The sequence below is a fragment of the Massilia haematophila genome (assembly GCF_042647645.1).
Lineage (GTDB): Bacteria > Pseudomonadota > Gammaproteobacteria > Burkholderiales > Burkholderiaceae_D > Telluria > Telluria haematophila.
In genome coordinates, this window is sequence record NZ_JBHRVV010000001.1 from 781,588 (window position 1) to 802,288 (window position 20,701).

At 68.8% G+C, this 20,701-nt stretch carries 16 protein-coding genes; 8 read left to right on the forward strand and 8 right to left on the reverse strand.

Annotated features, from left to right (window positions below; genetic code table 11):
• Window positions 1–152 precede the first annotated feature (152 nt).
• The 3 genes from ACFOPH_RS03625 (at window position 153) to ACFOPH_RS03635 (ending at window position 4,149) form a co-directional block, all read left to right on the forward strand.
• Entirely contained in the window at window positions 153–2,651 is a 2,499-nt protein-coding gene (locus tag ACFOPH_RS03625) for a heavy metal translocating P-type ATPase (protein ID WP_379733578.1), read from the forward strand.
• Window positions 2,652–2,775: 124 nt separating this feature from the next.
• The gene (locus ACFOPH_RS03630) at window positions 2,776–3,546 is read left to right on the forward strand and encodes a hypothetical protein (RefSeq protein WP_379733580.1); all 771 of its coding nucleotides are present in this window, start codon (window positions 2,776–2,778) and stop codon (window positions 3,544–3,546) included.
• A gap of 198 nt (window positions 3,547–3,744) precedes the next feature.
• Window positions 3,745–4,149 (forward strand): hypothetical protein, encoded by a 405-nt coding sequence (locus ACFOPH_RS03635; protein ID WP_379733582.1) that lies wholly within the window; start codon window positions 3,745–3,747, stop codon window positions 4,147–4,149.
• Here the strand turns inward: ACFOPH_RS03635 and ACFOPH_RS03640 are convergent.
• Window positions 4,110–5,090 (reverse strand): cation diffusion facilitator family transporter, encoded by a 981-nt coding sequence (locus ACFOPH_RS03640; RefSeq protein ID WP_379733584.1) that lies wholly within the window; start codon window positions 5,088–5,090, stop codon window positions 4,110–4,112. The two genes, ACFOPH_RS03635 and ACFOPH_RS03640, sit on opposite strands and share 40 nt — an antisense overlap.
• Window positions 5,091–5,241: 151 nt before the next feature.
• Here ACFOPH_RS03640 and ACFOPH_RS03645 point away from each other — a divergent pair, with 151 nt between their 5' ends.
• Window positions 5,242–7,944 carry a bifunctional acetate--CoA ligase family protein/GNAT family N-acetyltransferase gene (locus tag ACFOPH_RS03645; protein ID WP_312551171.1) on the forward strand — a complete coding sequence of 901 codons (2,703 nt, stop codon included), beginning with the start codon at window positions 5,242–5,244 and terminating at the stop codon, window positions 7,942–7,944.
• A gap of 58 nt (window positions 7,945–8,002) precedes the next feature.
• Here the strand turns inward: ACFOPH_RS03645 and ACFOPH_RS03650 are convergent, their stop codons facing one another.
• The 3 genes from ACFOPH_RS03650 to ACFOPH_RS03660 form a co-directional block, all read right to left on the reverse strand.
• The gene (locus tag ACFOPH_RS03650) at window positions 8,003–9,250 is read right to left on the reverse strand and encodes a DEAD/DEAH box helicase (protein ID WP_379733586.1); all 1,248 of its coding nucleotides are present in this window, start codon (window positions 9,248–9,250) and stop codon (window positions 8,003–8,005) included.
• A gap of 96 nt (window positions 9,251–9,346) precedes the next feature.
• The gene (locus ACFOPH_RS03655; protein WP_312551173.1) at window positions 9,347–9,469 is read right to left on the reverse strand and encodes a hypothetical protein; all 123 of its coding nucleotides are present in this window, start codon (window positions 9,467–9,469) and stop codon (window positions 9,347–9,349) included.
• A 60-nt stretch (window positions 9,470–9,529) separates the two neighbouring features.
• Window positions 9,530–10,213 carry a hypothetical protein gene (locus tag ACFOPH_RS03660; protein ID WP_379733588.1) on the reverse strand — a complete coding sequence of 228 codons (684 nt, stop codon included), beginning with the start codon at window positions 10,211–10,213 and terminating at the stop codon, window positions 9,530–9,532.
• 168 nt (window positions 10,214–10,381) lie between these two features.
• Between ACFOPH_RS03660 and ACFOPH_RS03665 the strand changes: the two genes are divergently transcribed.
• Entirely contained in the window at window positions 10,382–10,843 is a 462-nt protein-coding gene (locus tag ACFOPH_RS03665; RefSeq protein ID WP_379733590.1) for a hypothetical protein, read from the forward strand.
• Window positions 10,844–10,956: 113 nt separating this feature from the next.
• Entirely contained in the window at window positions 10,957–12,261 is a 1,305-nt protein-coding gene (locus ACFOPH_RS03670; protein WP_379733591.1) for an NAD(P)/FAD-dependent oxidoreductase, read from the forward strand.
• Window positions 12,262–12,347: 86 nt separating this feature from the next.
• On the opposite strand, the gene ACFOPH_RS03675 is transcribed toward ACFOPH_RS03670, so the two are convergent.
• The gene (locus tag ACFOPH_RS03675; RefSeq protein ID WP_312551177.1) at window positions 12,348–13,067 is read right to left on the reverse strand and encodes a sensor histidine kinase; all 720 of its coding nucleotides are present in this window, start codon (window positions 13,065–13,067) and stop codon (window positions 12,348–12,350) included.
• A 159-nt stretch (window positions 13,068–13,226) separates the two neighbouring features.
• Between ACFOPH_RS03675 and ACFOPH_RS03680 the strand changes: the two genes are divergently transcribed.
• Complete coding sequence (locus ACFOPH_RS03680) at window positions 13,227–13,715, forward strand: hemerythrin domain-containing protein (protein WP_312551178.1); 489 nt, start codon at window positions 13,227–13,229, stop codon at window positions 13,713–13,715.
• Between the two features lie 55 nt (window positions 13,716–13,770).
• Here the strand turns inward: ACFOPH_RS03680 and ACFOPH_RS03685 are convergent, their stop codons facing one another.
• Entirely contained in the window at window positions 13,771–15,408 is a 1,638-nt protein-coding gene (locus ACFOPH_RS03685; protein WP_379733594.1) for a response regulator, read from the reverse strand.
• 299 nt (window positions 15,409–15,707) lie between these two features.
• Here ACFOPH_RS03685 and ACFOPH_RS03690 point away from each other — a divergent pair, with 299 nt between their 5' ends.
• Window positions 15,708–16,154 (forward strand): hypothetical protein, encoded by a 447-nt coding sequence (locus tag ACFOPH_RS03690; protein ID WP_379733596.1) that lies wholly within the window; start codon window positions 15,708–15,710, stop codon window positions 16,152–16,154.
• A 351-nt stretch (window positions 16,155–16,505) separates the two neighbouring features.
• On the opposite strand, the gene ACFOPH_RS03695 is transcribed toward ACFOPH_RS03690, so the two are convergent.
• Window positions 16,506–17,501 (reverse strand): GGDEF domain-containing response regulator, encoded by a 996-nt coding sequence (locus tag ACFOPH_RS03695; RefSeq protein ID WP_312551182.1) that lies wholly within the window; start codon window positions 17,499–17,501, stop codon window positions 16,506–16,508.
• Window positions 17,502–17,632: 131 nt separating this feature from the next.
• Entirely contained in the window at window positions 17,633–20,644 is a 3,012-nt protein-coding gene (locus tag ACFOPH_RS03700; RefSeq protein WP_379733598.1) for a PAS domain-containing hybrid sensor histidine kinase/response regulator, read from the reverse strand.
• Window positions 20,645–20,701: the final 57 nt, after the last annotated feature.

Genomic DNA, 20,701 nt, shown 5'->3' on the forward strand with positions numbered 1-20,701 from the left:
GTTCTGGCGGCGAGCACGCCACCGGTCGCCTCGATCGGAGCGAATCTGCCGCGAAGTGCAGCGAATCGGCCGCGAATCTGCCGCGACTTCGGCACACTTGACCTTCCCACGATGGGAAGGCATATGCTATCGGTATCGGAAGGAGAACAAGCATGGATGACAGGCTCGAACCACATGCCGGCAGCGGCGAAACCAGCGTTGATATTTCTGGCATGACCTGCGCCTCGTGCGTCGCCCGGGTCGAGAAGGCGCTGCGCGCCGTGCCCGGCGTCGAGGACGCCAGCGTCAACCTGGCCCTTGAACGGGCCAGCGTGCGCGGCAGCGCGGCCGCCGACGACCTGCTCGCGGCGGTGCGCCGGGCCGGCTATGAAGCCGCCCTGACGCAGGCCGGCCAGCCGCGCGCGGCGGCGCCGGAGACGGGCCTGCCGGGATGGTGGCCGGTGGCGGCGGCCGCGCTGTTCAGCATTCCCCTGATGCTGCCGATGCTGGGCGGCCTGGTCGGCGCCGACTGGGCGCTGCCCGGCTGGCTGCAATGGCTGCTGGCCACGCCGGTCCAGTTCTGGCTCGGCGCGCGCTTCTACCGCGCCGGCTGGAAGGCGCTGCGCGCCGGCGCCGGCAACATGGACCTGCTGGTCGCGATCGGCACCAGCGCCGCCTACGGCCTGTCGGTCTGGCTGCTGCTGTCCGGCGGCGACCATGGCGGCGGCCACGATGGCGCGCATCTCTATTTCGAATCGTCGGCGGTGGTCATCACCCTGGTCCTGCTCGGCAAATGGCTGGAGGCGCGCGCCAGGCGCCAGACCGTGGAGGCGATTAGTGCGCTCGAAACGCTGCGCCCGACCGAGGCGCTGGTGCGGCGCGCGGGCGGCGACGTGCCGGTCCCGGTCGACGAGGTGAAAGTCGGCGACCTGCTGGTGGTGCGTCCCGGCGCGCGCGTCGCCGCCGACGGCCGGGTGGAAGAAGGCCGCAGCCACCAGGACGAGTCGCTGCTGACCGGCGAGAGCCTGCCGGTGGCGAAGGAGCCGGGCGACCGCGTCACCGGCGGCGCCGTGAATGCCGACGGCCTGCTGCTGGTGCGCGTGACCGCGGTCGGCGCGGCCACGCTGCTGTCGCAGATCATCCGCCAGGTCGAGGACGCGCAGGCGGTCAAGGCGCCGATCCAGCGCCTGGTCGACCGCGTCAGCGCCGTGTTCGTGCCGGTGGTGCTGCTGATCTCGCTGCTCACCTTCGTCGGCTGGGTGCTGGCCACCGGCGACTGGCAGGCCGCACTGCTGAACGCGGTGGCGGTGCAGGTGATCGCCTGTCCCTGCGCGCTGGGGCTGGCAACGCCGACCGCGATCATGGTCGGTACCGGCGTGGCGGCGCGCCAGGGCATCCTGATCCGCGACGCCGAAGCGCTCGAGACCGCGCATGCGCTCGATACCGTGATGTTCGACAAGACCGGCACGCTGACCGAAGGGCGGCCCACCGTGGCCGCGGTCGAGGGCGCGGATCCGGCCCTGGTGCTGGCGCTTGCCGCCGCCGTGCAGCAGGCCAGCGAACATCCGCTGGCGCGCGCCGTGCTCGATCATGCGCGCGAGCGCCGGGTCGCGCTGCGCGCCGCCGCCGATGCCCGCGCGCTGCCGGGCCGCGGCGTCCAGGCCGAGGTCGACGGCACCACGGTTTACCTCGGCAATGCGCGCCTGATGGAAGAACTCGGCGCCGCCGCGGACGCGCTGCACGACAGCGCCGCGCGCCACGAGCGCGACGGCCGGACGGTCTCGTGGCTGGCGCGCGGCGCCGCGGGCCGGGTCGAGGTGCTGGGCCTGCTCGCCTTTGGCGACCGCGTGCGTCCCGGCGCCGCCGCCGCGGTGGCGCGCCTGCGGGCGATGGGCGTGACGCCGGCCATGCTGACCGGCGATAATGCCGGGGCGGCGCAGGCCGTCGCGGCGGCGCTCGGCATCGAACGCTATGCCGCCCAGGTGCTGCCGGGCGAGAAGGCCGAGCACGTGCGGCGCGAGGCCCAGGCCGGGCGCATCGTGGCGATGGTCGGCGACGGCATCAACGACGCGCCGGCCCTGGCCGCCGCCAGCGTCGGCATCGCGATGGCGGGCGGTACCGACGTCGCCATGCATACGGCCGGCATCACGCTGATGCGCGGCGAACCGGGGCTGGTGGCGGACGCCATCGAGGTCTCGCACCGCACTTACCGGAAGATCCGCCAGAACCTCGGCTGGGCCTTCGTCTACAACGTGGTCGGCATTCCGCTGGCCGCCTTCGGCCTGCTCAATCCTGTCCTGGCCGGGGCCGCGATGGCGCTCAGCTCGGTCAGCGTGGTCGGCAATGCATTGCTGCTGCGGCGCTGGCGGCCGGAGGCCGGCGCAGCGGCGCACGCTGCAACCGAATCTGCACCCGATATATCAACCCACGGGGCGATCGTGCCCCCATCCAAAGGAGAAAACACCATGTATGAATTGACTGTCGAAGGCATGAGCTGCGGCCACTGCGTCGGCCGCGTGACCAAGTCGGTGCAGGGCGTCGACGCCGCGGCGAAGGTCGAGATCGACCTGCCGACCAAGAAGGTGCGCATCGACAGCGGCGCCGACCTCGAACGCATCGCGGCCGCGATCGACGAGGCCGGCTATCCGGTAACGGCACGCGCCGTGGCGTAATACGGGGGCGGCGAGACATTACACCCAACGCTGCATGCGGATCGGATGACGCGAGCACGATTGACAGGACATGCTTTTATTAATATATCTCTGCCATTGATCAGCGCAGAGAAAAGGCCTGAAAGTGATTCGATTCCGATCCCGCCCCCCGGCCTGCCTGCCGATCGCGGCTGCCTTGTTCTTCCATGCGGCCTGTGCCTGCGCCGCGCCCCAGCACTTGCCGCCGCCCGGCCTGTACCGGGTCGACACCGACACCCGGGTGCGGGAACAGGTCGGCCCGCACGAGGCGACGCTGGAGTACCGCACCGACGGCCGCAGCGGCGACCAGGCCAGCCGCGCGACCATCGCCGGACAAAGCGACGGCGGCCGGGTGAGCAAGGGCAGCGGCCCGGTCACCCAGTGCATCAGGGGCGGAGCGCCGGTCATGCTGCCGCCGGACGCCAAAGGCGTTTGCAAGACCCTGTCGAGCACCCACGGCGTCACCGGTTTCGTGCAGGTGGCGGCCTGCCCGGCCGGGAAGATGACCTTGACGATGCGCCGCCTCGACGACACGACCTGGGAGACGATCGAGGAGCTGGACATGTCGAGCGGCACCCGGCCCGACCTCGGCGGCACGCACACCCTGCTCGAGATGGCTGCACGCCATGGCGAAACCGCGCGCGACCGCGCCGAAGCGGCCGAGGCGCTGGCCAAGCTGCCCCAGATGGAAGCGGCAATGACGAGCGGCCAGGCCCGTGCCGACGCCATGCTGCAGGACGCGCTCGCCAAGGCGAAGACGCCGCAGGAGCAGGCCATGGTCCGGCAGGCGATCGCGCGCATGAACGGCCAGGTGCCGGTCCGGTCGCGCACCCGCAGCACGATGACCCGCATCGCCGAGCGCTGTCCAGCGCGTTGACCGGCAGCGCCCGGGTTCCCGCCGCTGGCCCGGCCCGGCTGTTTCTCCTGACTTGGCTCCTGCAGGCCCCGCGGCGCCGATGAAGGTGGCATGGCGTGGCGCGAACAACCCGCCGTAAGCGCCGGCATGCATGTTGATTGCCAGCATAAATACGGGCTGGTAAAATTTTGTACTTTAGTCAATCCAAGGACCAGGCCGATGGCATGGATCGCCCAGCTCTTCGTTCCGCGCCGCCGCAAGAACCGGCGCGAGCTCGCCGACCGTGCCGCCGAGGTGGTCCAGCATGTGCTCTTCGACGTCGGCGTCGACCGCTTCCTGAACGGGACCCTGCTGGTCGACCGCCGCTACCGCGTCCGTTTCTTCAGCGGTAACGTGCCCGGCGGCGGCGCCCTGGCGGCGGTGCCGGTGGCCGTGCTGGCGCGGGCGCGGACCCTGCGCGCGCACGCGGCCCAGCTGCCGCTGTCGGCGGGACTGCCGCAGGGCGTGGTCGCGCCCCTGGTCGAGGAACTGATGGCCGCGCTGCTGGCCCAGTCCGCGCTGCTGCGCGCCTTGCCCGAGCGCCGTTACCGCATCGCCGAGCGCAGGGCCGCGGCCTCGAAATAGACGCGCCGGATCGCCGGATCGAATTCGCGCACCGCGCTTTCCAGGCGCGCAATCGCCAGGTCCACTTCGTCGATGCGCATGCCGCGCCGGAAACGCACCGCCGCCGTCAGCAGGATGTCGTCCGGACCGAGCTGCATCGTCATCAGGCGGCCCACGTCTTCCAGTGCCGGATCCTGGCGGAAGATGTCCTTCAGCCGCCCGGTCTGCTCGACGCCGACGCTTTCCCCGACCAGCAGGGCGCCGGTTTCGCGCGCCAGCGTGACGGCGGCGCCCACCAGCAGCAGGCCGATCAGGATCGAGGCGGCCGGATCGATATAGGGATTGTCGAGCAGGTGACCGAGCCAGATGCCGGCGGCGGCGATGACGATGCCGAGCAGGGCGGCACTGTCTTCGATGAACACGGTAAACACGGATGCGTCCTTGCTGGCCTTCACGGTTTGCCAAAGCGTGGCGTCGGGCCGACGTTTGCTGTTCAGTGCGCGCCGCGAGACGTTCCAGCTGTATCCTTCGAACAGGAAGGCGACGCCGAGCACCACGTAGTTCCAGAACGGATCGGTCAGCGGCGCCGGCTCCTGCAGGCTGTGGATGCCATGGTAGATCGACAGGCCGCCGCCCAGCGAGAACACCGACAGCGCGACGATCAGGGCCCAGAAATACACCGCCTTGCCGTAGCCGAAGGGGTGGCGCGCATCGGGCTTGCGGCTCGAGATCTTTTCGCCGACGAGCAGCAGCAGTTCGTTGCCGGTGTCGACCGCCGAGTGGATGCCTTCGGCCAGCATGGCCGCGCTGCCGGTGACTGCGGCGACGGCGAACTTGGCCGCCGCGATGCCGAGGTTGGCGACGATGGCGGCGTAGATGACCTTGCGGCTGTCGCCGGCGCCGGGCTTGTCCTGTTGCGCGCTGTCAGGCTGGTTCTCGGGATTGTTCTTGTTCTCGTTCATGGGGAAAGGAGTGGTGGGTCGTGAAGCCAAGTCTAGCCAGTTCGCCGATTTTGCCGGGCACGGCTGAAACCCGGCCGTCATACCTGTCGCTACCTCGGCCGCTACCTCGGCCGCAACCTCGGCCGCAACCCGCCGTGCCGGCGGAGCGCCCATGAGCACCCGCAACCTGCGCCCGCTGTTCGCGCCGCGCTCGCTCGCCCTGGTCGGGGCGTCGGACCGTCCGGGCAGCCTCGGGGCCACGCTGCTGGCCAACCTGGCCTCGAGCGGTTTCAAGGGCACCGTGTACCCGGTCAACCCGAACCGCACCGAACTGGCCGGCCAGCCGGTCTATCCCAGTGTGGCGGCGCTGCCGGCCACGCCCGACCTGGCGATCGTCTGCACCCCGGCCGCCACCATCCCCACGATCATCCGCCAGCTCGGCGAAAAGGGCACGCGCGCCGCGATCGTGCTCAGCGCCGGCCTGCACGAAGCGCGCGACGAGCGCGGGCGCACGCTGAAGCAGGCCATGCTCGACGCCGCCCATCCCTACCTGTTGCGCATCCTCGGGCCGAACAGCGCCGGCATGCTCGCGCCCGCGCTCGGCCTGAACGCGAGCGTGGCCAGCAGCGGGGCGCTGCCCGGCCGCATCGCCTTCGTCTCGCAGTCGGGCGGGCTGATGATGGGCATGCTCGACCGCGCCCGCGCGCGCGGCATCGGCTTCTCCCACGTCGTCGCGCTGGGCGACTCGGGCGACGTCGACCTCGGCGACGTGCTCGACTACCTGGCCAGCGACGGCGCCACCGCGGCGATCCTGCTCTACGTGGACGAGCTGCGCTATGCGCGCAAGTTCATGTCGGCGGCGCGCGCGGCGGCGCGCAGCAAGCCGACCCTGGTCCTGAAGGCCGGCCGCCACCTGGACGGCGCCGGCGCGGCGGCACCTGGGGCGGCACCGGCGGCGGCCACCGAAAGCGGAACCCTGGCCAGCGCCGACGCCGTGTTCGACGCGGCGATCCGGCGCGCCGGCATGCTGCGCGTGTCGACCACCGAGGAACTGTTCGCCGCCGCCGAAACGCTGGCGCGCGCCAAGCCGATGCACGGGCAATGCCTGGCGATCCTGTCGAACGGCGCCGGCCCGGGACTGCTGGCGGCCGACGCCCTGGACGGCAGCGCGGGCAGGCTGGCGCCGCTGGCGCCGGAGACGGTCGAGCGCCTGGGAAGCCTAGTGCCGCCGGGCGGCTCGCGCGCCAATCCGGTCAACCTGCTGGGCGACGCCGAACCGGAGCGCTACCGCCAGGCGCTCGAGATCCTGTTGCAGGACAAGGGCGTCGACGCCGTGCTGGTCATTCACTCGCCCACCGCCACCGTCGACAGCGCCGAGATAGCCCGGGCGATCGCGCCGCTGGCGCGCGGCAGCGCCCGCAACGTGCTCTCGTGCTGGCTGGGCGGCGACTCGGTGGCGCCGGCGCGCGAGTTCGCCTCGGACGCCGGCATGCCGACCTTCGACACGCCCGAGGACGCGGTCGCCAGCTTCCTGCAGATCGTGCATTACCGGCGCAACCAGAACCTCCTGATGCAGGTGCCGCCCTCGATCACCGGCACGCTGGCAACGGGGCGGGCCACGGCGCGCGCGCTGGTGCGCGAAGCCCTGCAGGCCGGGCGCACGCTGCTGACCGACCCCGAGACCAAGGCGATCTTGCGCGCCTACGGCATGGCGCTGGTCGAGACGCGCAGGGCAAGCAACGTCGAGGAGGCGGTGGCGGCGGCGAGGAGCATCGGCTTTCCGGTGGCGGTCAAGATCCTGTCGCCGGACGTGATGCACAAGTCGGACGTCGGCGGCGTCGCGCTCGACCTCGATTCCGAGGAGGCGGTGCGCTCGGCGGCCGAGCGCGTGCGGCGCCACCTGGCGCAGCTGCGCCCCGACGCCCGCTTCGAGGGTTACGCGGTGCAGGCGATGGCGCGCCGCCCGGAAGGGCGCGAGCTGATCCTGGGCGCGGCGACCGACCGCGTGTTCGGCCCGGTGATCCTGTTCGGCCAGGGCGGCATCTCGGTCGAGGTCACGGACGACCACGCGGTGGCGCTGCCGCCCCTGAACGCGGTGCTGGCGCGCGACCTGGTCGAGCGCACGCGGGTGGCGCGCCTGCTGGCCGGCTACCGCAACCGCGCGCCGGCCGACATGGACGCCATCCTCGCGACCCTGGTGCAGGTCTCGCGCCTGGTGTGCGACATTCCCGAGGTGGTGGAACTGGACATCAACCCGCTGCTGGCCGACGCCGGCGGCGCCGTGGTGCTGGACGCCCGCGTGCGCCTGGCGCTGCCCGACCGCGCCGGCTCGGCGCTCGACCGGCTGGCGATCCGGCCCTATCCGCGCGAGCTGGAAGACACCATCGAATGGAACGGCGGCACGCTGCTGCTGCGCCCGGTGCGCCCGGAAGACGGCAGCGCCCACCTGAAGTTCTTCGCCGCGCTCACGCCCGACGACATCCGCTACCGCATGTTCGTGCGCATCCGCGAGCTGCAGCCATCCCAGCTGGCGCGCTTCACCCAGATCGACTACGACCGCGAGATGGCCTTCATCGCCACCCGCACCGGCGAGGACGGCGAACCCGAGACGCTCGGCGTCGGGCGCGTGGTGGCCGATCCCGACAATACCTCGGCCGAGTTCGCGGTGACGGTGCGCTCGGACCTGAAGGGCCACGGGCTGGGCAGGATCCTGATGGGCAAGCTCATCGATTACTGCCGCAGCCGCGGCACGCGCGAGATCGTCGGCGAGGTACTGCCGCAGAACAGCCGCATGATCGCGCTGGTGAAAAAGCTCGGCTTCGAGGTCACGACCGGGGAGGAGGGCGTGCGCAAGCTGCGGCTGGTATTGCAGTGAAATATTATTTCAGGCTGCGAGCGCAAATGAAATAATATTTCACGAACACGTGGGACGCTCAGCGCCGGAAGCGCACGTCTTCCTGCACCACCTTCGCCTCGCCCTTCGGTTTTTTCGGTTTCTTCGGCTTCTTGATGACCTGGCCGCTGGCATTCGTCTCGGGCACGCGGTGATCCGGCTCGAAACCGGCTTCCTCGATGCGCTTGAGCGTCTGTTTCGTCAGCAGCTCGATCGCGGCCAGCTGCTCGACCTCGTCGGCGCAGACCAGCGAGATGGCTTCGCCCGAGGCGCCGGCGCGGCCGGTGCGGCCGCTGCGGTGTACGTAGTCCTCGGCCACGATCGGCAGGTCGAGGTTGACCACGACCGGCAGGTCGTCGATGTCGAGGCCGCGCGCGGCGACATCGGTGGCCACCAGCACCTGCACTTCGCCCGCCTTGAAGCGCTCCAGGGCGCGCAGGCGCGCCGGCTGCGGCTTGTCGCCGTGGATCGCGTCGGCGGCGATGCGCTTGGCCTCGAGCAGGCCGACCAGCTCGTCCACGCCCTTGCGGGTCTTGGCGAAGACCAGCACCTGGGCCCAGCCGTGCTTCTTCAGCAGGTGCAGGAACAGTTCGGGCTTGCGTTTCTTGTCGACCGGCACCACCCACTGCTTGATCGCGCTTGCGGTGGTGTTGCGCGGCGTCGCCTCGATGCGCACCGGTTCGCGCAGCAGGCGGTTGGCCATGGCGCGGATCTGGTCGGAGAAGGTGGCCGAGAACAGCAGGGTCTGGCGCTTCTTCGGCAGGGCGGCGAACACCTGGTCGAGCTCTTTCGAAAAGCCGAGGTCCAGCATGCGGTCGGCCTCGTCCAGCACCAGGGTCTGCACCTCGTTGAACTTCACCGCGTTCTGGCGGTGCAGGTCGAGCAGGCGACCGGGCGTGGCCACGATCACGTCCACGCCCTTGCGCAGGCTCATCATCTGCGGGTTGATGCTGACCCCGCCGTAGGCCACCATGGTGCGCAGTTCCAGGCCGGCGCCGTAGGCGCGGAAGCTCTCGTGCACCTGTTCGGCCAGCTCGCGGGTCGGCACCAGCACCAGGGCGCGCGCCGAATTCGGGCTGACCTTCGAGGTCTTCTTGAACAGGCGTTGCAGCAGGGGCAGGGCGAAGCCGGCGGTCTTACCGGTGCCGGTCTGGGCCGCGGCCATGACGTCGCGTCCAGCCAGGACGGCGGGAATCGCCTGGCTCTGGACGGCGGTCGGGTTCTCGTAATCGAGCGATTCTAGGGTGTGGACGATCTGGTCGATCAGGCCGAGCGAGGCAAACGACATGGAAACCTTGGGCAAAAATGAACAGCCGCTAGTTTACCCTGCCGCGCGCCGGCGGGCACGACCAAACGACACCAGGCCAGCATCGGCGCGCCGGCATCAGCGGTCGACGAACATCCCCGAGGGTGCGGGCACGGTCGGCTTGACCGGCTCGTGGCGGTCCTTGCAAGCGCTGGCCAGGACGCAGGCCAGGGCGAGGGTGGACAGGCGCAGCAGTTTCATGGCGAACCTCCTTGGCGCCGATGATAGCCAAAACCGCGTCCGGGGCGCGCGCCGTATGACTTAAAAACTGTAGGAAAGGCTGGCGCGCAGCACCGGATAAAACTTGTAGTCCGAGGCTTCCTCGGCCAGGCGCGCTTCCTCGGCCGCCAGGTCGCCGGCAAGCTGGCCGCACAGCCCGGCCTGCACGGTGCAGTTGACGCTGCGCAGGCTGACGCGCGCCTCGTCCTGGTAGAACACGCCGAGGTCGGCGCCGAAGCGCCAGCCGCGCGTCGTGGCGAAGGCATTGCCCCAGCCGATGCCGAGGTAGGGCGCGGTCTTTTTGAAATCGACCTTGCCGACCAGTCGGCCGACCTGGGCGGCGTCGTAGGTGGTGCCGTTCACGCGGAAGCTGCCGCTGCGGTCCGGCCTGCCCACCGCGTCGAACCGGGTGTCGTTGTAGAAGACGCCGCCCGAGATGCGGAAATTGCCCCCGGCGCGCGGATACCAGTCGAGCAGCGCGTTGAAGGTCTGCAGCTTGCCGTCGAGCTCGTAATCGACGTCGTCGGTACTTTTGCTGAAGTCATGCTTGAAGTAGTTCAGGCCGAGGCGGGCGTTCAGGCTGGGGCTCAGTCCAAAAACCAGGTGGGCGCCGGCGCCGGTGGTGCCGAGGTCGACGCCGGCGCCGACCTGGGTCTGGGCCTGGGCCGTGCCCGCGCCGGCGGCCAGCAGGCCGGCCAGCGCGACGGAAATGCGGTGACGGGACATGAAAGACTCCTTGCAGTGCGTTGGGGCCGATTGTAGCGAGGAGCCCGTCTGATTCTTGCCACAGTGGCCATTGGCGCGCGACAAGTTGTAAATGTGTGTTGCAGCATACTGAAAAGTAACCTTTCGCCTGATAAAGTTCACCTAAGACAAGATATCAAGAGGACCACGATGAGATCTCCCTTCAAGCTGCTGTTCGCCAGTGTCGCCCTGGCCGCCTGCGCGGCGCCCGCCCTGGCCCAGACCAACGTCAGCATCAGCGTCGGCCAACCCGGCTTCTACGGCCGCCTCGACATCGGCGACTATGGCCGTCCGCCGGTGATCTACGAACGCCCGGTGATCGTGCGCGAGGTGCGCCACGTGCGCGTCGAGCCGGTCTACCTGCGCGTGCCGCCGGGTCACCGCAAGAAGTGGAAGCAGTACTGCGGCCGCTACGACGCCTGCGGCCGTCCGGTGATGTTCGTGCGCGACGACTGGTACACCAACACCTACGCGCCGCGCTACCGCGAGCGCCACCACCGCGTTGTCGAACGCCATCACGACCGCCACGACCGTCATGACCGCCACGACGACCGCGGCCATGGCAAGGGCCACGGGCATGGCAATGGACACGGGCACGGCCGCGGTCACTGAGCCAGGGCCGGGTCGCTGTCCGGGGCTCCTTTTCAGGTACGTGTTCCACGCGGATGCCGCCGCCGGTGTAGACTGGTGGCGGTGTCATGTGGCACGACATTTGGAGGTAGGCTTTGCAGAGTGAAATCGTGATCGTTGGTGGTGGGGCAGGCGGCCTGGAGCTGGCCTGCAAACTGGGGCGCAAACTCGGGCCTTCGAAGGTGATGCTGGTCGATTGCCGCCTCTACCACATCTGGAAGCCCTCGCTGCACGAGGTGGCGGCCGGCACGCTCGACATCCACCAGGAAGGCCTGTCTTACCAGATGCTGGCCCACGATAACGGCTTCACCTTCGTCTACGGCCCGATGACCCATCTCGACGCCGCGCAGCGCCGCATCACGGTCGGCGCCGTGCGCGCCGCCGACGGCGAAGACATCCTGCACGAGCGCCAGATCAGCTACAGCTCGCTGGTGATGGCGGTCGGCAGCACCGCCAACTACTTCGGCGTGCCGGGCGCGCGCGAACACACGATTTCCCTGAACGTCACCGAGGACGCCGAGCGTTTCCGCCTGCGCCTGCTGCGCCTGATGGCGGTGGCCGAGCAGGCGCGCGAGGAGCGCGCCGATGCCGTCCCCGCCCTCGACGTGGTGATCATCGGCGGCGGCGCCACCGGCGTCGAGCTGGCGGCCGAGCTGCGCGAGGCATCCGGCGTGTACGCCACCTATGGCTTCTCGCGCCTGCAGGTCAAGCGTGACGTGCGCATCACCCTGCTCGAGGGCGCGCCCCGCATCCTGGCGCCGCTGCCGGAACGGGTCTCGGCGGCGGCCCTCAAGTTGCTCGGCGAGCGCGGCATCCAGGTCGTCACCGACTGCCGCGTGACGAAGATCGATCCCGACAAGGTGCTCGACAACGACGGCAACGTGTATCCGGCCAACCTGGTCGTATGGGCGGCCGGCATCCGCGCGCCCGAATTCCTGGGCACGCTTGGCCTGCCGGTGAACAAGGGCGGCCAGGTCGAGGTCGACAGCAACCTGCGCGTGAAAGGCGTGCCCGGCGTGTACGCGCTGGGCGACTGCGCCGCCTGCATCGACGCGGCCGGCAAGCCCGTGCCGCCGCGCGCCCAGGCCGCGCACCAGCAGGCCGACTACCTGCTCAGGCAATTCGTGCGCATGGCGGCCGGCAAGCCGTTCGACGAAAAGCCCTACCGCTACCGCGATTATGGTTCCCTGGTTTCGGTGGGCAAGACGACCAGCGTCGGCAACCTGATGGGTTCGCTACGCGGGACCAGCTGGTTCGTCGAGGGGATGCTGGCGCGCTTCATGTACACCAGCCTGCACCTGATGCACCACCAGGCGGTGCTCGGCTCGATGCGCACCGGCCTGCTGGCGCTGGCGCGCTTCCTGATCCGGCGCACCACGCCGCTGGTGAAGCTGCACTGAGGAACGTGAGCATCAAATAAACCCGTAGGGTGGGCGCCCCGTGCCCACCCTACAGCCGCATCTCAAACGCGCTTGGACCGGATGGCTCAGCCCGGCAGCTGGCGCGGCAACACGATGGTCAGCGCGGTGCCGCGCTCCGGCGCCGGCGCCAGGCTCAAGGTGCCGCCGAGCGCGCGCGCGCGTTCGCGCAGCAGGCGCAGGCCATGGCAGTTGAGCGACTCCGAAGGCAGGGCGCCGCCGCCCAGGCCGATGCCGTCGTCGCGCACGGTCAGCATCAACTGGTCGCCGTCGTCGTCCAGGATCACCTCGACCTTGCTCGCCTGCGCATGCCGCACCACGTTGCGCAAGCCTTCTTCGGCGCAGCGCAGTAGCGCCACGCCCTGGGCGCGCGGATAGGCGTCGTCGTCGTCCGGCAGGCTGGCGCGCGCCTGGATGCCGTGCTCGGCGCCGAAGTCAGCAACCAGTTCGAGCAGCGCGGCCTTGATCCCGAGGAACTCGAGCTTGTCGTTCCACAACGACAGCTGCACCTTGCGGTTGGTCTCGATGATGTTGTTGAGCAAGCCTTTCATCTGGTTGGCGCGCTCGACGGCTTTACTGTCGGTCAAATTCTTGGACAGCAAGCCCAGGTGCATGGTGAGCGCGGTCATCGACGAGCCGAGGCTGTCGTGCAGCTTGCGCGCAAGCAGGCGCCGCTCTTCATCCCAGCAATTCATCAGGTGGCCGACCAGCTCGGTCAGCTCGGCGTTGCGTTCGGCAAGCTGCCGATCCAGTTCCGGGTTGGTGTGGTGCGGGTCCGGTGCGGTCATCGTAGGCTCGGTTAAATGTTTCCAGAATCATACAACAGCTTCGTACAGGAAGCGCGCACTGGGACCCAAGGTGCGTTGCCGAACGGTAGGCGCGGGCGTTTCGGATCACGCTTGAGCTTCAGGAACTTGTTGAATACACAAACCATTCAGGGAGCGCACATGCCTAGCAATAAGACCAGCAATGCCACTGCCGCCGTCGATGCCGTCGACCTGCTGACGCAGCAACACCGCGAGGTCGAGGACCTGTTCGAGCAATTCGAAAAGCTTACCGACCGCGCCAAGGCCAGCAAGAAGAAGATCGCCGACCAGATCTGCAACGCCCTGATCATGCACACCACGATCGAGGAAGAAATCTTCTACCCGGCCACCCGCGAAGCCAGCAAGGGCGAGGAGGAAACCGAGGACATGGTCGACGAAGCCGTGGTCGAGCACGCTTCCGCCAAGGACCTGATCGCCCAGATCCAGGAAATGGACCCGGGCGACGAACTCTACGATGCGAAGGTCAAGGTGCTGTCGGAAATGATCGAGCACCACGTCGAGGAAGAAGAGAAGGAAATGTTCCCGAAGACGCGCAAGCTGAAGCTGGACATGGAAGCGCTGGGGCAGGAGATGAAGGCGCGCCAGGAAGAAATCGAAGCGTCGCAATAAAGCCTGACGGTGGGCACGTCGTGCCCACCTTGCGCCAGCAATCGAAACGGGATCTTCAGCCGACCGCGGCCCTCAGCGGCGCCGGTTCCCCCAGCGCGCCCAGCAACTGGGCGATGTCGACCGGCTTCACCAGGTGCATGTCGAAGCCGGCTTCGAGCACGCGGCGCTGGTCGTCGGCCAGGCCGTAGCCGGTCAGGGCGATCAGGCGCATTGCGCGCGTGTCCGGATTCGCGCGCAAGCGGCGCGCCACTTCGTAGCCGTCGATGCCCGGCAGGCCGATGTCGACCAGGGCCACCTTCGGCAAGCGGGCCATGGCCAGGGCCACGCCGTCGAGCCCGTCGGCCGACTGCAGCACCGGGTAGCCATAGACGTCGAGCATGGTGGCCATCATCTCGCGCCCATCTTCATTGTCTTCGATCAGCAGCACCGCCGGCCGGCCGGCGTCGCCCTCGGACGCCGCCTCGGCCGGCGCTTTCTCCTGCCCCGTCTCCTGTGCCGGTTCGGCGCGCGGCAGGCGGATCGTGAAGGAGCTGCCCGCGCCGCCGCCGCCGCTGGTGGCGGACACGCTGCCGCCGTGCAGTTCGACCAGGCGGCGCACCAGCGACAGCCCGATCCCGAGCCCGCCCTGGGCGCGGTCCAGGCTGATCGACCCCTGCACGAAGACGTCGAACACGTGCGGCAGCAGGTCGGGCGCGATGCCGACACCGGAGTCGCTGACGGTCAGCAGGACCTCGTGGTCCTCGGCCGCCAGCCCGATGTCGATGGTGCCGCCGGCAGGCGTGTACTTGAGCGCATTGTCGATCAGGTTGGTGGCGATCTGCTCGAGGCGGGTCGGGTCGCCGTCGACCCAGGTCGGCGCCAGGTCGACGTTGATGCGGTAGCCGGCGGTGCGTCCGGTGGCGCGGAAGGTGTCGAGGCAGGCGCCAACCAGGCTGGCCATGTCGAGCGGCCGGCGCGCCAGCAGGATCTTGCCCGACATCGCGCGCGACAGGTCGAGCAGGTCGTCGACGATGCGCGACAGGTGCTGGCTCTGGCGGCCGATGATCTGGCGCGCGCGGCCCGCCATCTCGGGGCCCGCGCCGGGCATGTCGATCAGGGCCGCGGCGCTGCTGATGGCCGACAGCGGATTGCGCAGCTCGTGGCCGAGCATGGCGAGGAACTCGTCCTTGGCGTGGCTCTTGCGCTCGGCCGCCTGGCGGTCCTCGATCTCGCGCATCAGCCGCTCGTTGGTGGCGGTGAGTTCCAGCGTGTGCTGGGACAGCTTCTCGGCCTGGCGCCGCAGTTGCTCGTTCTTGTTGGCCAGTGCCACGAACACCGACACCTTGGCGTGCAGGATCTGCGGGATCACCGGGGTGAACAGGAAGTCGGCGGCGCCGCGCTGGTAGGCTTTCAGGCGGTCGATCTCGTCGGCCAGGAAGGCGGTCACGAAGATGATCGGGATGTCGGCCGAGCGGGCGCGCTGGTGGATCGCCTCGGCGGTTTCGAAGCCGTCCATGCCGGGCATGTTAACGTCGAGGATGATGACCGCGAAATCGTGCAGCAGGACCTGGCGCAGCGCTTCCTGCCCGGAGCGCGCCGAGAGGACCGTGTACCCGGTTTCCCTGGCCCACTGGTCGAGCAGGCTGGTCAATGCCAGCAGGCTGGCTGCGTCGTCGTTGACGACCAGAATTTTCGGTTTGTCAGTGGTTGGCACGTCGTTCCTGCTGCGTTGTCTGGGGCAATGGCCGAGGGCGCTGTATTTCTCTTTGTCTGTATCCAGCAAGGATAGCAGAGTGTGTCCGCTTTCCGTAAGTAAAGACACGCTCGTGCGGCGTCGAATGATAGCACGGCAATATGCAATGTTTGCCAGCAATCGTGCGCCTGTTTGTGCTGGCCGGTGCGCGGCATGTACGGCACCGCACATACGTGTTTGGAGGGCCTGTGCGATAGTGGAACCGTGTCCAGTTCAACCGTGTCAATGGAGGACAGGCGCGCCCACTTGAAAGGACAAATATGAATATCACCACGATCGTCAATGAAGCGTTCCGCGGCAAGTCGCCGCGCGAACTGATGGATTGTCCGCTGACCGCCTTGGGCGGCGTCGGCGAGAAAGAGGCCAAGGCATTGCAGGACGCGTTCGGCGTCACCACCGTCGGCCAGCTGGCGCGGCTGGAGGTCGTCGCGAATGCGGTTGCGATCAACATGATTGCCGGCGCCGGTGGCGGCCAGCCGCAGGGCGAAGCGGCCAAGGAAACCCTGCTCGACGACGCCGTCGAGATGACCTTCCCGGCCAGCGACCCGATCTCGGTCGATTCCGGCATCACGCGCATCGAAGTCGCGCCGGACAAGGTCGACGCTGCCCGCGACCACCAGAACGCCGACGCGATCGCCGCGCACAACGAAGAAGCGGTGGGCAAGCCCTGCGTCGGCACCGAGGGCAAGCAGCCCGGCAGCGCGTAAGCGCTGGCATGTCATGCCGGCGGCCATGCGCCGTCGGCACGGCATATGACGTTGACGGCGCCCGTCGCCCGCATCGAGCGGGCGGCGGGCGCCGTTGTCGTCGATAAACTCATATAGTCCGTAGGGTGGGCGCCCCTGTGCCCACGCGTGAACGATGAGCAGAGGCTGCGCTTCATGAGCGTCAACACGACGCAGGCGTCACGCGTGGGCACGGGGCGCCCACCCTACAGGATCGTGACGATTTAGCCCCAATAACCGACGTCCCGGGTGCCGGTCCACGAATGAAAACGGCGCCGGGCTGGTGGGCCGGCGCCGATGAAAGGGCAGGGCCGCCCGCGGGCGGCTGGCGGGTCAGCGGTGCTGGGCCAGCTCAGCCACCTGCTTTGGGGGCGTGGTTTTCACCGCGACTTGGCGCGTGCCGCCGGCGGTCGAGCAGTAACGGTTCTTGCCGGCGCGTTTGGCTTCGTAGAGCGCGTAGTCGGCGATGCTGATCAGGGCGTCGACCGATTCGGCGTCGTCCGGGTAGATGCTGATGCCGATCGAGGTCGACAGGCGCAGCGTCAGGTCGTTGATGAAGAAGGGCTCGGACAGGGCCTCGACCAGCTTGGCCGCCGGGCCCTGGGCATCGGCCAGGCAATGGATGTCGCCCAGCACCACCATGAATTCGTCGCCACCGAGGCGCGCCACCGTATCTTCCTTGCGCGAGGAAGCCAGCAGGCGCTGCGACACCATCTTCAGGATCTCGTCGCCGTAGGCGTGGCCATAGGTGTCGTTGATCGCCTTGAAGCCGTCCAGGTCGAGGTACATGATCGCGGCCTTGGCGTGGCTGCGGTTGGCGTGCTGCAGCGCGGTCTCGATGCGGTCTTCCAGCAGGCGCCGGTTCGGCAGGCCGGTGAGGGCGTCGTGCAGGGCCAGTTCCTGCTGGGCGCGGCTGTACTGGGCCAGCTCCTTGTAGAGCAGGCGCACCTCCAGCATGTTGTGGATGCGCTTGTGCACCTCCAGCAGGTCGAACGGCTTGCTGATGAAGTCGCGCGCGCCCGCTTCCAGGGCAGCGATCTTGAAACTCGGCTGGGCCGTCAGGGCCAGGACAGGCAGGTAGCCGCCTTTTTCGATTTCCTTCAGGCTCTTCATGACCTGGAAACCGTTCAGGCCGGGCATTTGCAAGTCCAGCAGGATCAGGTCGTAGTTGTGCTCGCGGTGCAGCGGGCATACCTGTTCAGGCTCCATGGTCGAGCTGACGTTGGTGTAGCCCTCTTCGCGCAATATCTCTTCCATCAGCTCGATATTGTCTGGCGAATCGTCCACGACCAAAATTTTGGCGTTCAAAATGTCTTGTCTGCTCGGCATGCTTCTTCTCGTCTAAATTGGTACTGGAAGGAAACAAATTTCACTCAGGAATCCGACTTTCCCATCTATCTTAGTCTAGCAAATGCCCCGAAATTTCTTGTAGGACAGCGCCGCGTGCGCGGGTAGGAACATCACAACCGTGTGCGGGCCGCCGGCGGCCGCACCAGCGAGGCTACCGCAGCGATGAGCTCGCTCGGCTCGACCGGCTTCGAAATGTGGGCGTTGAAGCCCGCTTCGAGCGCGCGCAGGCGGTCTTCCGAACGCGCAAATGCGGTCAGGGCGACGGCCGGCAGCAGGCCGCCGCGGTCGCGTCCCAGGCCACGCACCCAGGACAGCAGTTCCAGGCCATCGACCTCGGGCATGCCCAGGTCGCTGATCAACAGGTCGGGCAAGTCCGCCCGCAACACGTCGAAGGCCTCGCGCGCGCTGGCGGCAATGCGCACCTTGGCATTGCAGTCGGTCAGGATGCGCGCGATCAGCTCGCGCGCGTCGCGGTCGTCGTCGACCACCAGCACCGAGGCGCCTTTCAGGTCGCGCAGCGTCAGTTCCGGCGTCGGCGGGGGCGGCGCGCCGACCAGGCCGGCGCGCGAACGCGCGGTCTGCGGCGCTGCCTTGGCCAGCGGCAGCTCGATCGAGAAGCTCGCGCCCAGGCCTTCGCCGGGGCTTTCGGCGCGCACCGTGCCGCCGTGCTGCTCGATCAGGTGCTTGACGATCGACAGCCCCAGGCCCAGCCCGCCGTGGCGCCGCGTCATCGAGGCGTCGGCCTGGCGGAAGCGCTCGAACACGTGGGTGATGAATTCGGGGCGGATGCCGGCGCCGGTGTCGCGCACGGTGATCAATACGGAGCCGTCGCGCTGGGTCAGCTCGACCGTCACCTGGCCGTCGCGCGGCGTGAACTTGATCGCGTTCGACAGCAGGTTCCACACCACCTGCTGCAGGCGCGCCGGGTCGCCGGCGATCATGCCCAGGCCGGTGTCGTAGCGCCGCTCCAGGCGGATGTTCTTGGCGTCGGCCGCAGGGCGCACGGTCTCGACGGCGGCATCGACAAAGCTGGCCGGCGACAGCGTCTGCATGTCGAGCAGCACCTTGCCCGAGGTGATGCGGCTCATGTCGAGCAGGTCCTCGATCAGCTGGGCCTGCGAGCGGGCGTTGCGTTCGATGGTCTGCAGGCCGCGCTGCAGGTCGGCCTCGTCCTTGCCGCCGCGGCGCAGCACCTGGGCCCAGCCGAGGATGGCCGAGAGCGGGGTGCGCAGCTCGTGCGACAGGGTGGCCAGGAACTCGTCCTTCATCTGGCTGGAGCGCTCGGCCTCGGCGCGCGCCTCGCGTTCGCTCTCGAGCAGCACCTTGCGCTCCTCGGCGGCCTGCTGGGCGGCTTCGTACAGGCGGGTGTTGTCGAGCGCGACCGCGGCCTGGGCGGCGATACCGCGCACGATGCGCTCGGTGCGCTCGGTGAACACGCCGCGTTCCGGGTGGCCGAAGAACATCGTGCCCATCGCCTCGCCGCTGGCGGCCACCACCGGCACCGACAGGTAGCTGCGCACGATCGGCTTGTCCGAAAACATGCCGAACTGCGGCGAGGCCGGGCCGTGCTGGTGGTCGGCGCCGATGTCGTTCGAACGCACCAGGCCGGCGCCGCGGAAGCTCGGCCCGAACAGGGCGGTGGCATGCGGTTCGCCGAAATTCTGGAATTCGGTGGCGCTGCCGCCGGTCAGGGTGTAGAGCGAGAAGGTCGGCTTCTCGCCTTCCTTGCCGTGGTAGAAGAACGCGCCGAAGCGGGCGCCGGCGATGCCGCTGGCGGCGTCGGTCGCCACCTGCAGCAGCGAGCGCAGGTCGCGCGTCGAGGCCAGGGCGCTGCCGGTACTGTTCAGCAGTTCCAGCACTTTCGACTCTTCGCGCAGGGCCTGCTCGGCGCGCTTGACCTGGTCGACGTCGGTATTCGTGCCGAACCAGCGCACCACCATGCCGCGCCGGTCGCGCACCGCGTTCAGGCGGGTCAGGAACCAGCGGTACTGGCCGTCGGCGCCGCGGATCGGGTATTCCATCTCGAACGGTTCGCCGGTGCGGATCGAGGTGCGCCAGTGCTCCTGCATCGCCGGCAGCACTTCCGGATCGACCGTGTCTTGCCAGCCCCAGCCGGTGGCGCTGTCGGGCGTGGTGCCAGTGTATTCGTACCAGCGCTCGTTGAACCAGACGATGGCGCCGTCGGCCTGGGCCATCCAGGCCAGCTGCGGGATGGTGTTGGCCAGGGCGCGCAGCACTTCCTCGCTCTGGCGCAGGCTGTCCTCGGCGTTCTTGCGCGCCGAGATGTCCTGCACCACGCCGGTCATGCCCACCACGCTGTCGCGCTGGGCCACGTTGGCGTAGTCGGCGCGGCCGACCAGGGCGACCCAGCGCGCCTGGCCGCCGTCCGACAGCAGCCGGCATTCGATGTTCAGGTCGGAATGGGTGGCGAAGGCATGCAGCACGGCGCGCCGCACCGCTTCGCGGTCGCCTTCGTCCAGGCGCGCGCGCAGCGCCGGCCAGGCTAGGGGGACTTCCGCTTCCAGTCCGAGGATGCCGGCGGCGCGCTCGCCCACGGTCACGCGGTCGCTGGCCGCGTCCCAGCGCCAGTCGCCGAGGCGTCCCGCGGCCAGCGCCACCTGCAGCCGGCTGTTGCCGTCGATCAGGGCCTGCTGGTCGGCGCGGCGCTGGGTGATGTCCTGGAAGTAGAGCGTCAGGCCGTCGGGGGACGGGTAGAGGCGGGCCTCGATCCAGATCTGGAGGCGAGGGTAGAAGAACTCGCGGCTGCCCATCTGGCGCGATTCCATCGCACGGCGCAGCTCGTTGGCCAGGTTGCTGCCCTGCAGTTCCTCGAATTCCTCCCACAGGCTCTTGCCGAGCAGGCCTTCGCGGGTCTTGTTCAGGGGCGCGAGCATCGACAGCGCACGGCCGTTGATATAGGTGATGCGCCAGTCGAAGTCGACCGCGCAGAAGGCGTCGGTCAGGCTCTCGAGCATGTTCTCCATGCGCTCGTTGGCCTGGCGCAGCGCTTCCTTGGCGGCCATCAGCTCGGCTTCGGCGCGCTGGCGCGCGGCCAGCACGCTGGTGGCGTTGCGAAGGGTGGCCGAGCGCATGATCTCGAGATCGTCGCGGTTGTCGCTCATGGGTGCATTCCCGCCGCGATCTCCACGGCGCGGACGCACGCGTATTCCCTGTCGCCC

Excerpts from the sequence above, each read along its gene's own strand:
- ACFOPH_RS03625 (WP_379733578.1), top strand. The coding sequence starts at position 153 with ATGGATGACAGGCTCGAACCACATGCCGGCAGCGGCGAAACCAGCGTT.
- ACFOPH_RS03635 (WP_379733582.1), top strand. The coding sequence starts at position 3,745 with ATGGCATGGATCGCCCAGCTCTTCGTTCCGCGCCGCCGCAAGAACCGG.
- ACFOPH_RS03640 (WP_379733584.1), bottom strand. The coding sequence starts at position 5,090 with ATGAACGAGAACAAGAACAATCCCGAGAACCAGCCTGACAGCGCGCAA.
- ACFOPH_RS03645 (WP_312551171.1), top strand. The coding sequence starts at position 5,242 with ATGAGCACCCGCAACCTGCGCCCGCTGTTCGCGCCGCGCTCGCTCGCC.
- ACFOPH_RS03650 (WP_379733586.1), bottom strand. The coding sequence starts at position 9,250 with ATGTCGTTTGCCTCGCTCGGCCTGATCGACCAGATCGTCCACACCCTA.
- ACFOPH_RS03655 (WP_312551173.1), bottom strand. The coding sequence starts at position 9,469 with ATGAAACTGCTGCGCCTGTCCACCCTCGCCCTGGCCTGCGTCCTGGCC.
- ACFOPH_RS03660 (WP_379733588.1), bottom strand. The coding sequence starts at position 10,213 with ATGTCCCGTCACCGCATTTCCGTCGCGCTGGCCGGCCTGCTGGCCGCC.
- ACFOPH_RS03665 (WP_379733590.1), top strand. The coding sequence starts at position 10,382 with ATGAGATCTCCCTTCAAGCTGCTGTTCGCCAGTGTCGCCCTGGCCGCC.
- ACFOPH_RS03675 (WP_312551177.1), bottom strand. The coding sequence starts at position 13,067 with ATGACCGCACCGGACCCGCACCACACCAACCCGGAACTGGATCGGCAG.
- ACFOPH_RS03680 (WP_312551178.1), top strand. The coding sequence starts at position 13,227 with ATGCCTAGCAATAAGACCAGCAATGCCACTGCCGCCGTCGATGCCGTC.
- ACFOPH_RS03690 (WP_379733596.1), top strand. The coding sequence starts at position 15,708 with ATGAATATCACCACGATCGTCAATGAAGCGTTCCGCGGCAAGTCGCCG.
- ACFOPH_RS03695 (WP_312551182.1), bottom strand. The coding sequence starts at position 17,501 with ATGCCGAGCAGACAAGACATTTTGAACGCCAAAATTTTGGTCGTGGAC.
- ACFOPH_RS03700 (WP_379733598.1), bottom strand. The coding sequence starts at position 20,644 with ATGAGCGACAACCGCGACGATCTCGAGATCATGCGCTCGGCCACCCTT.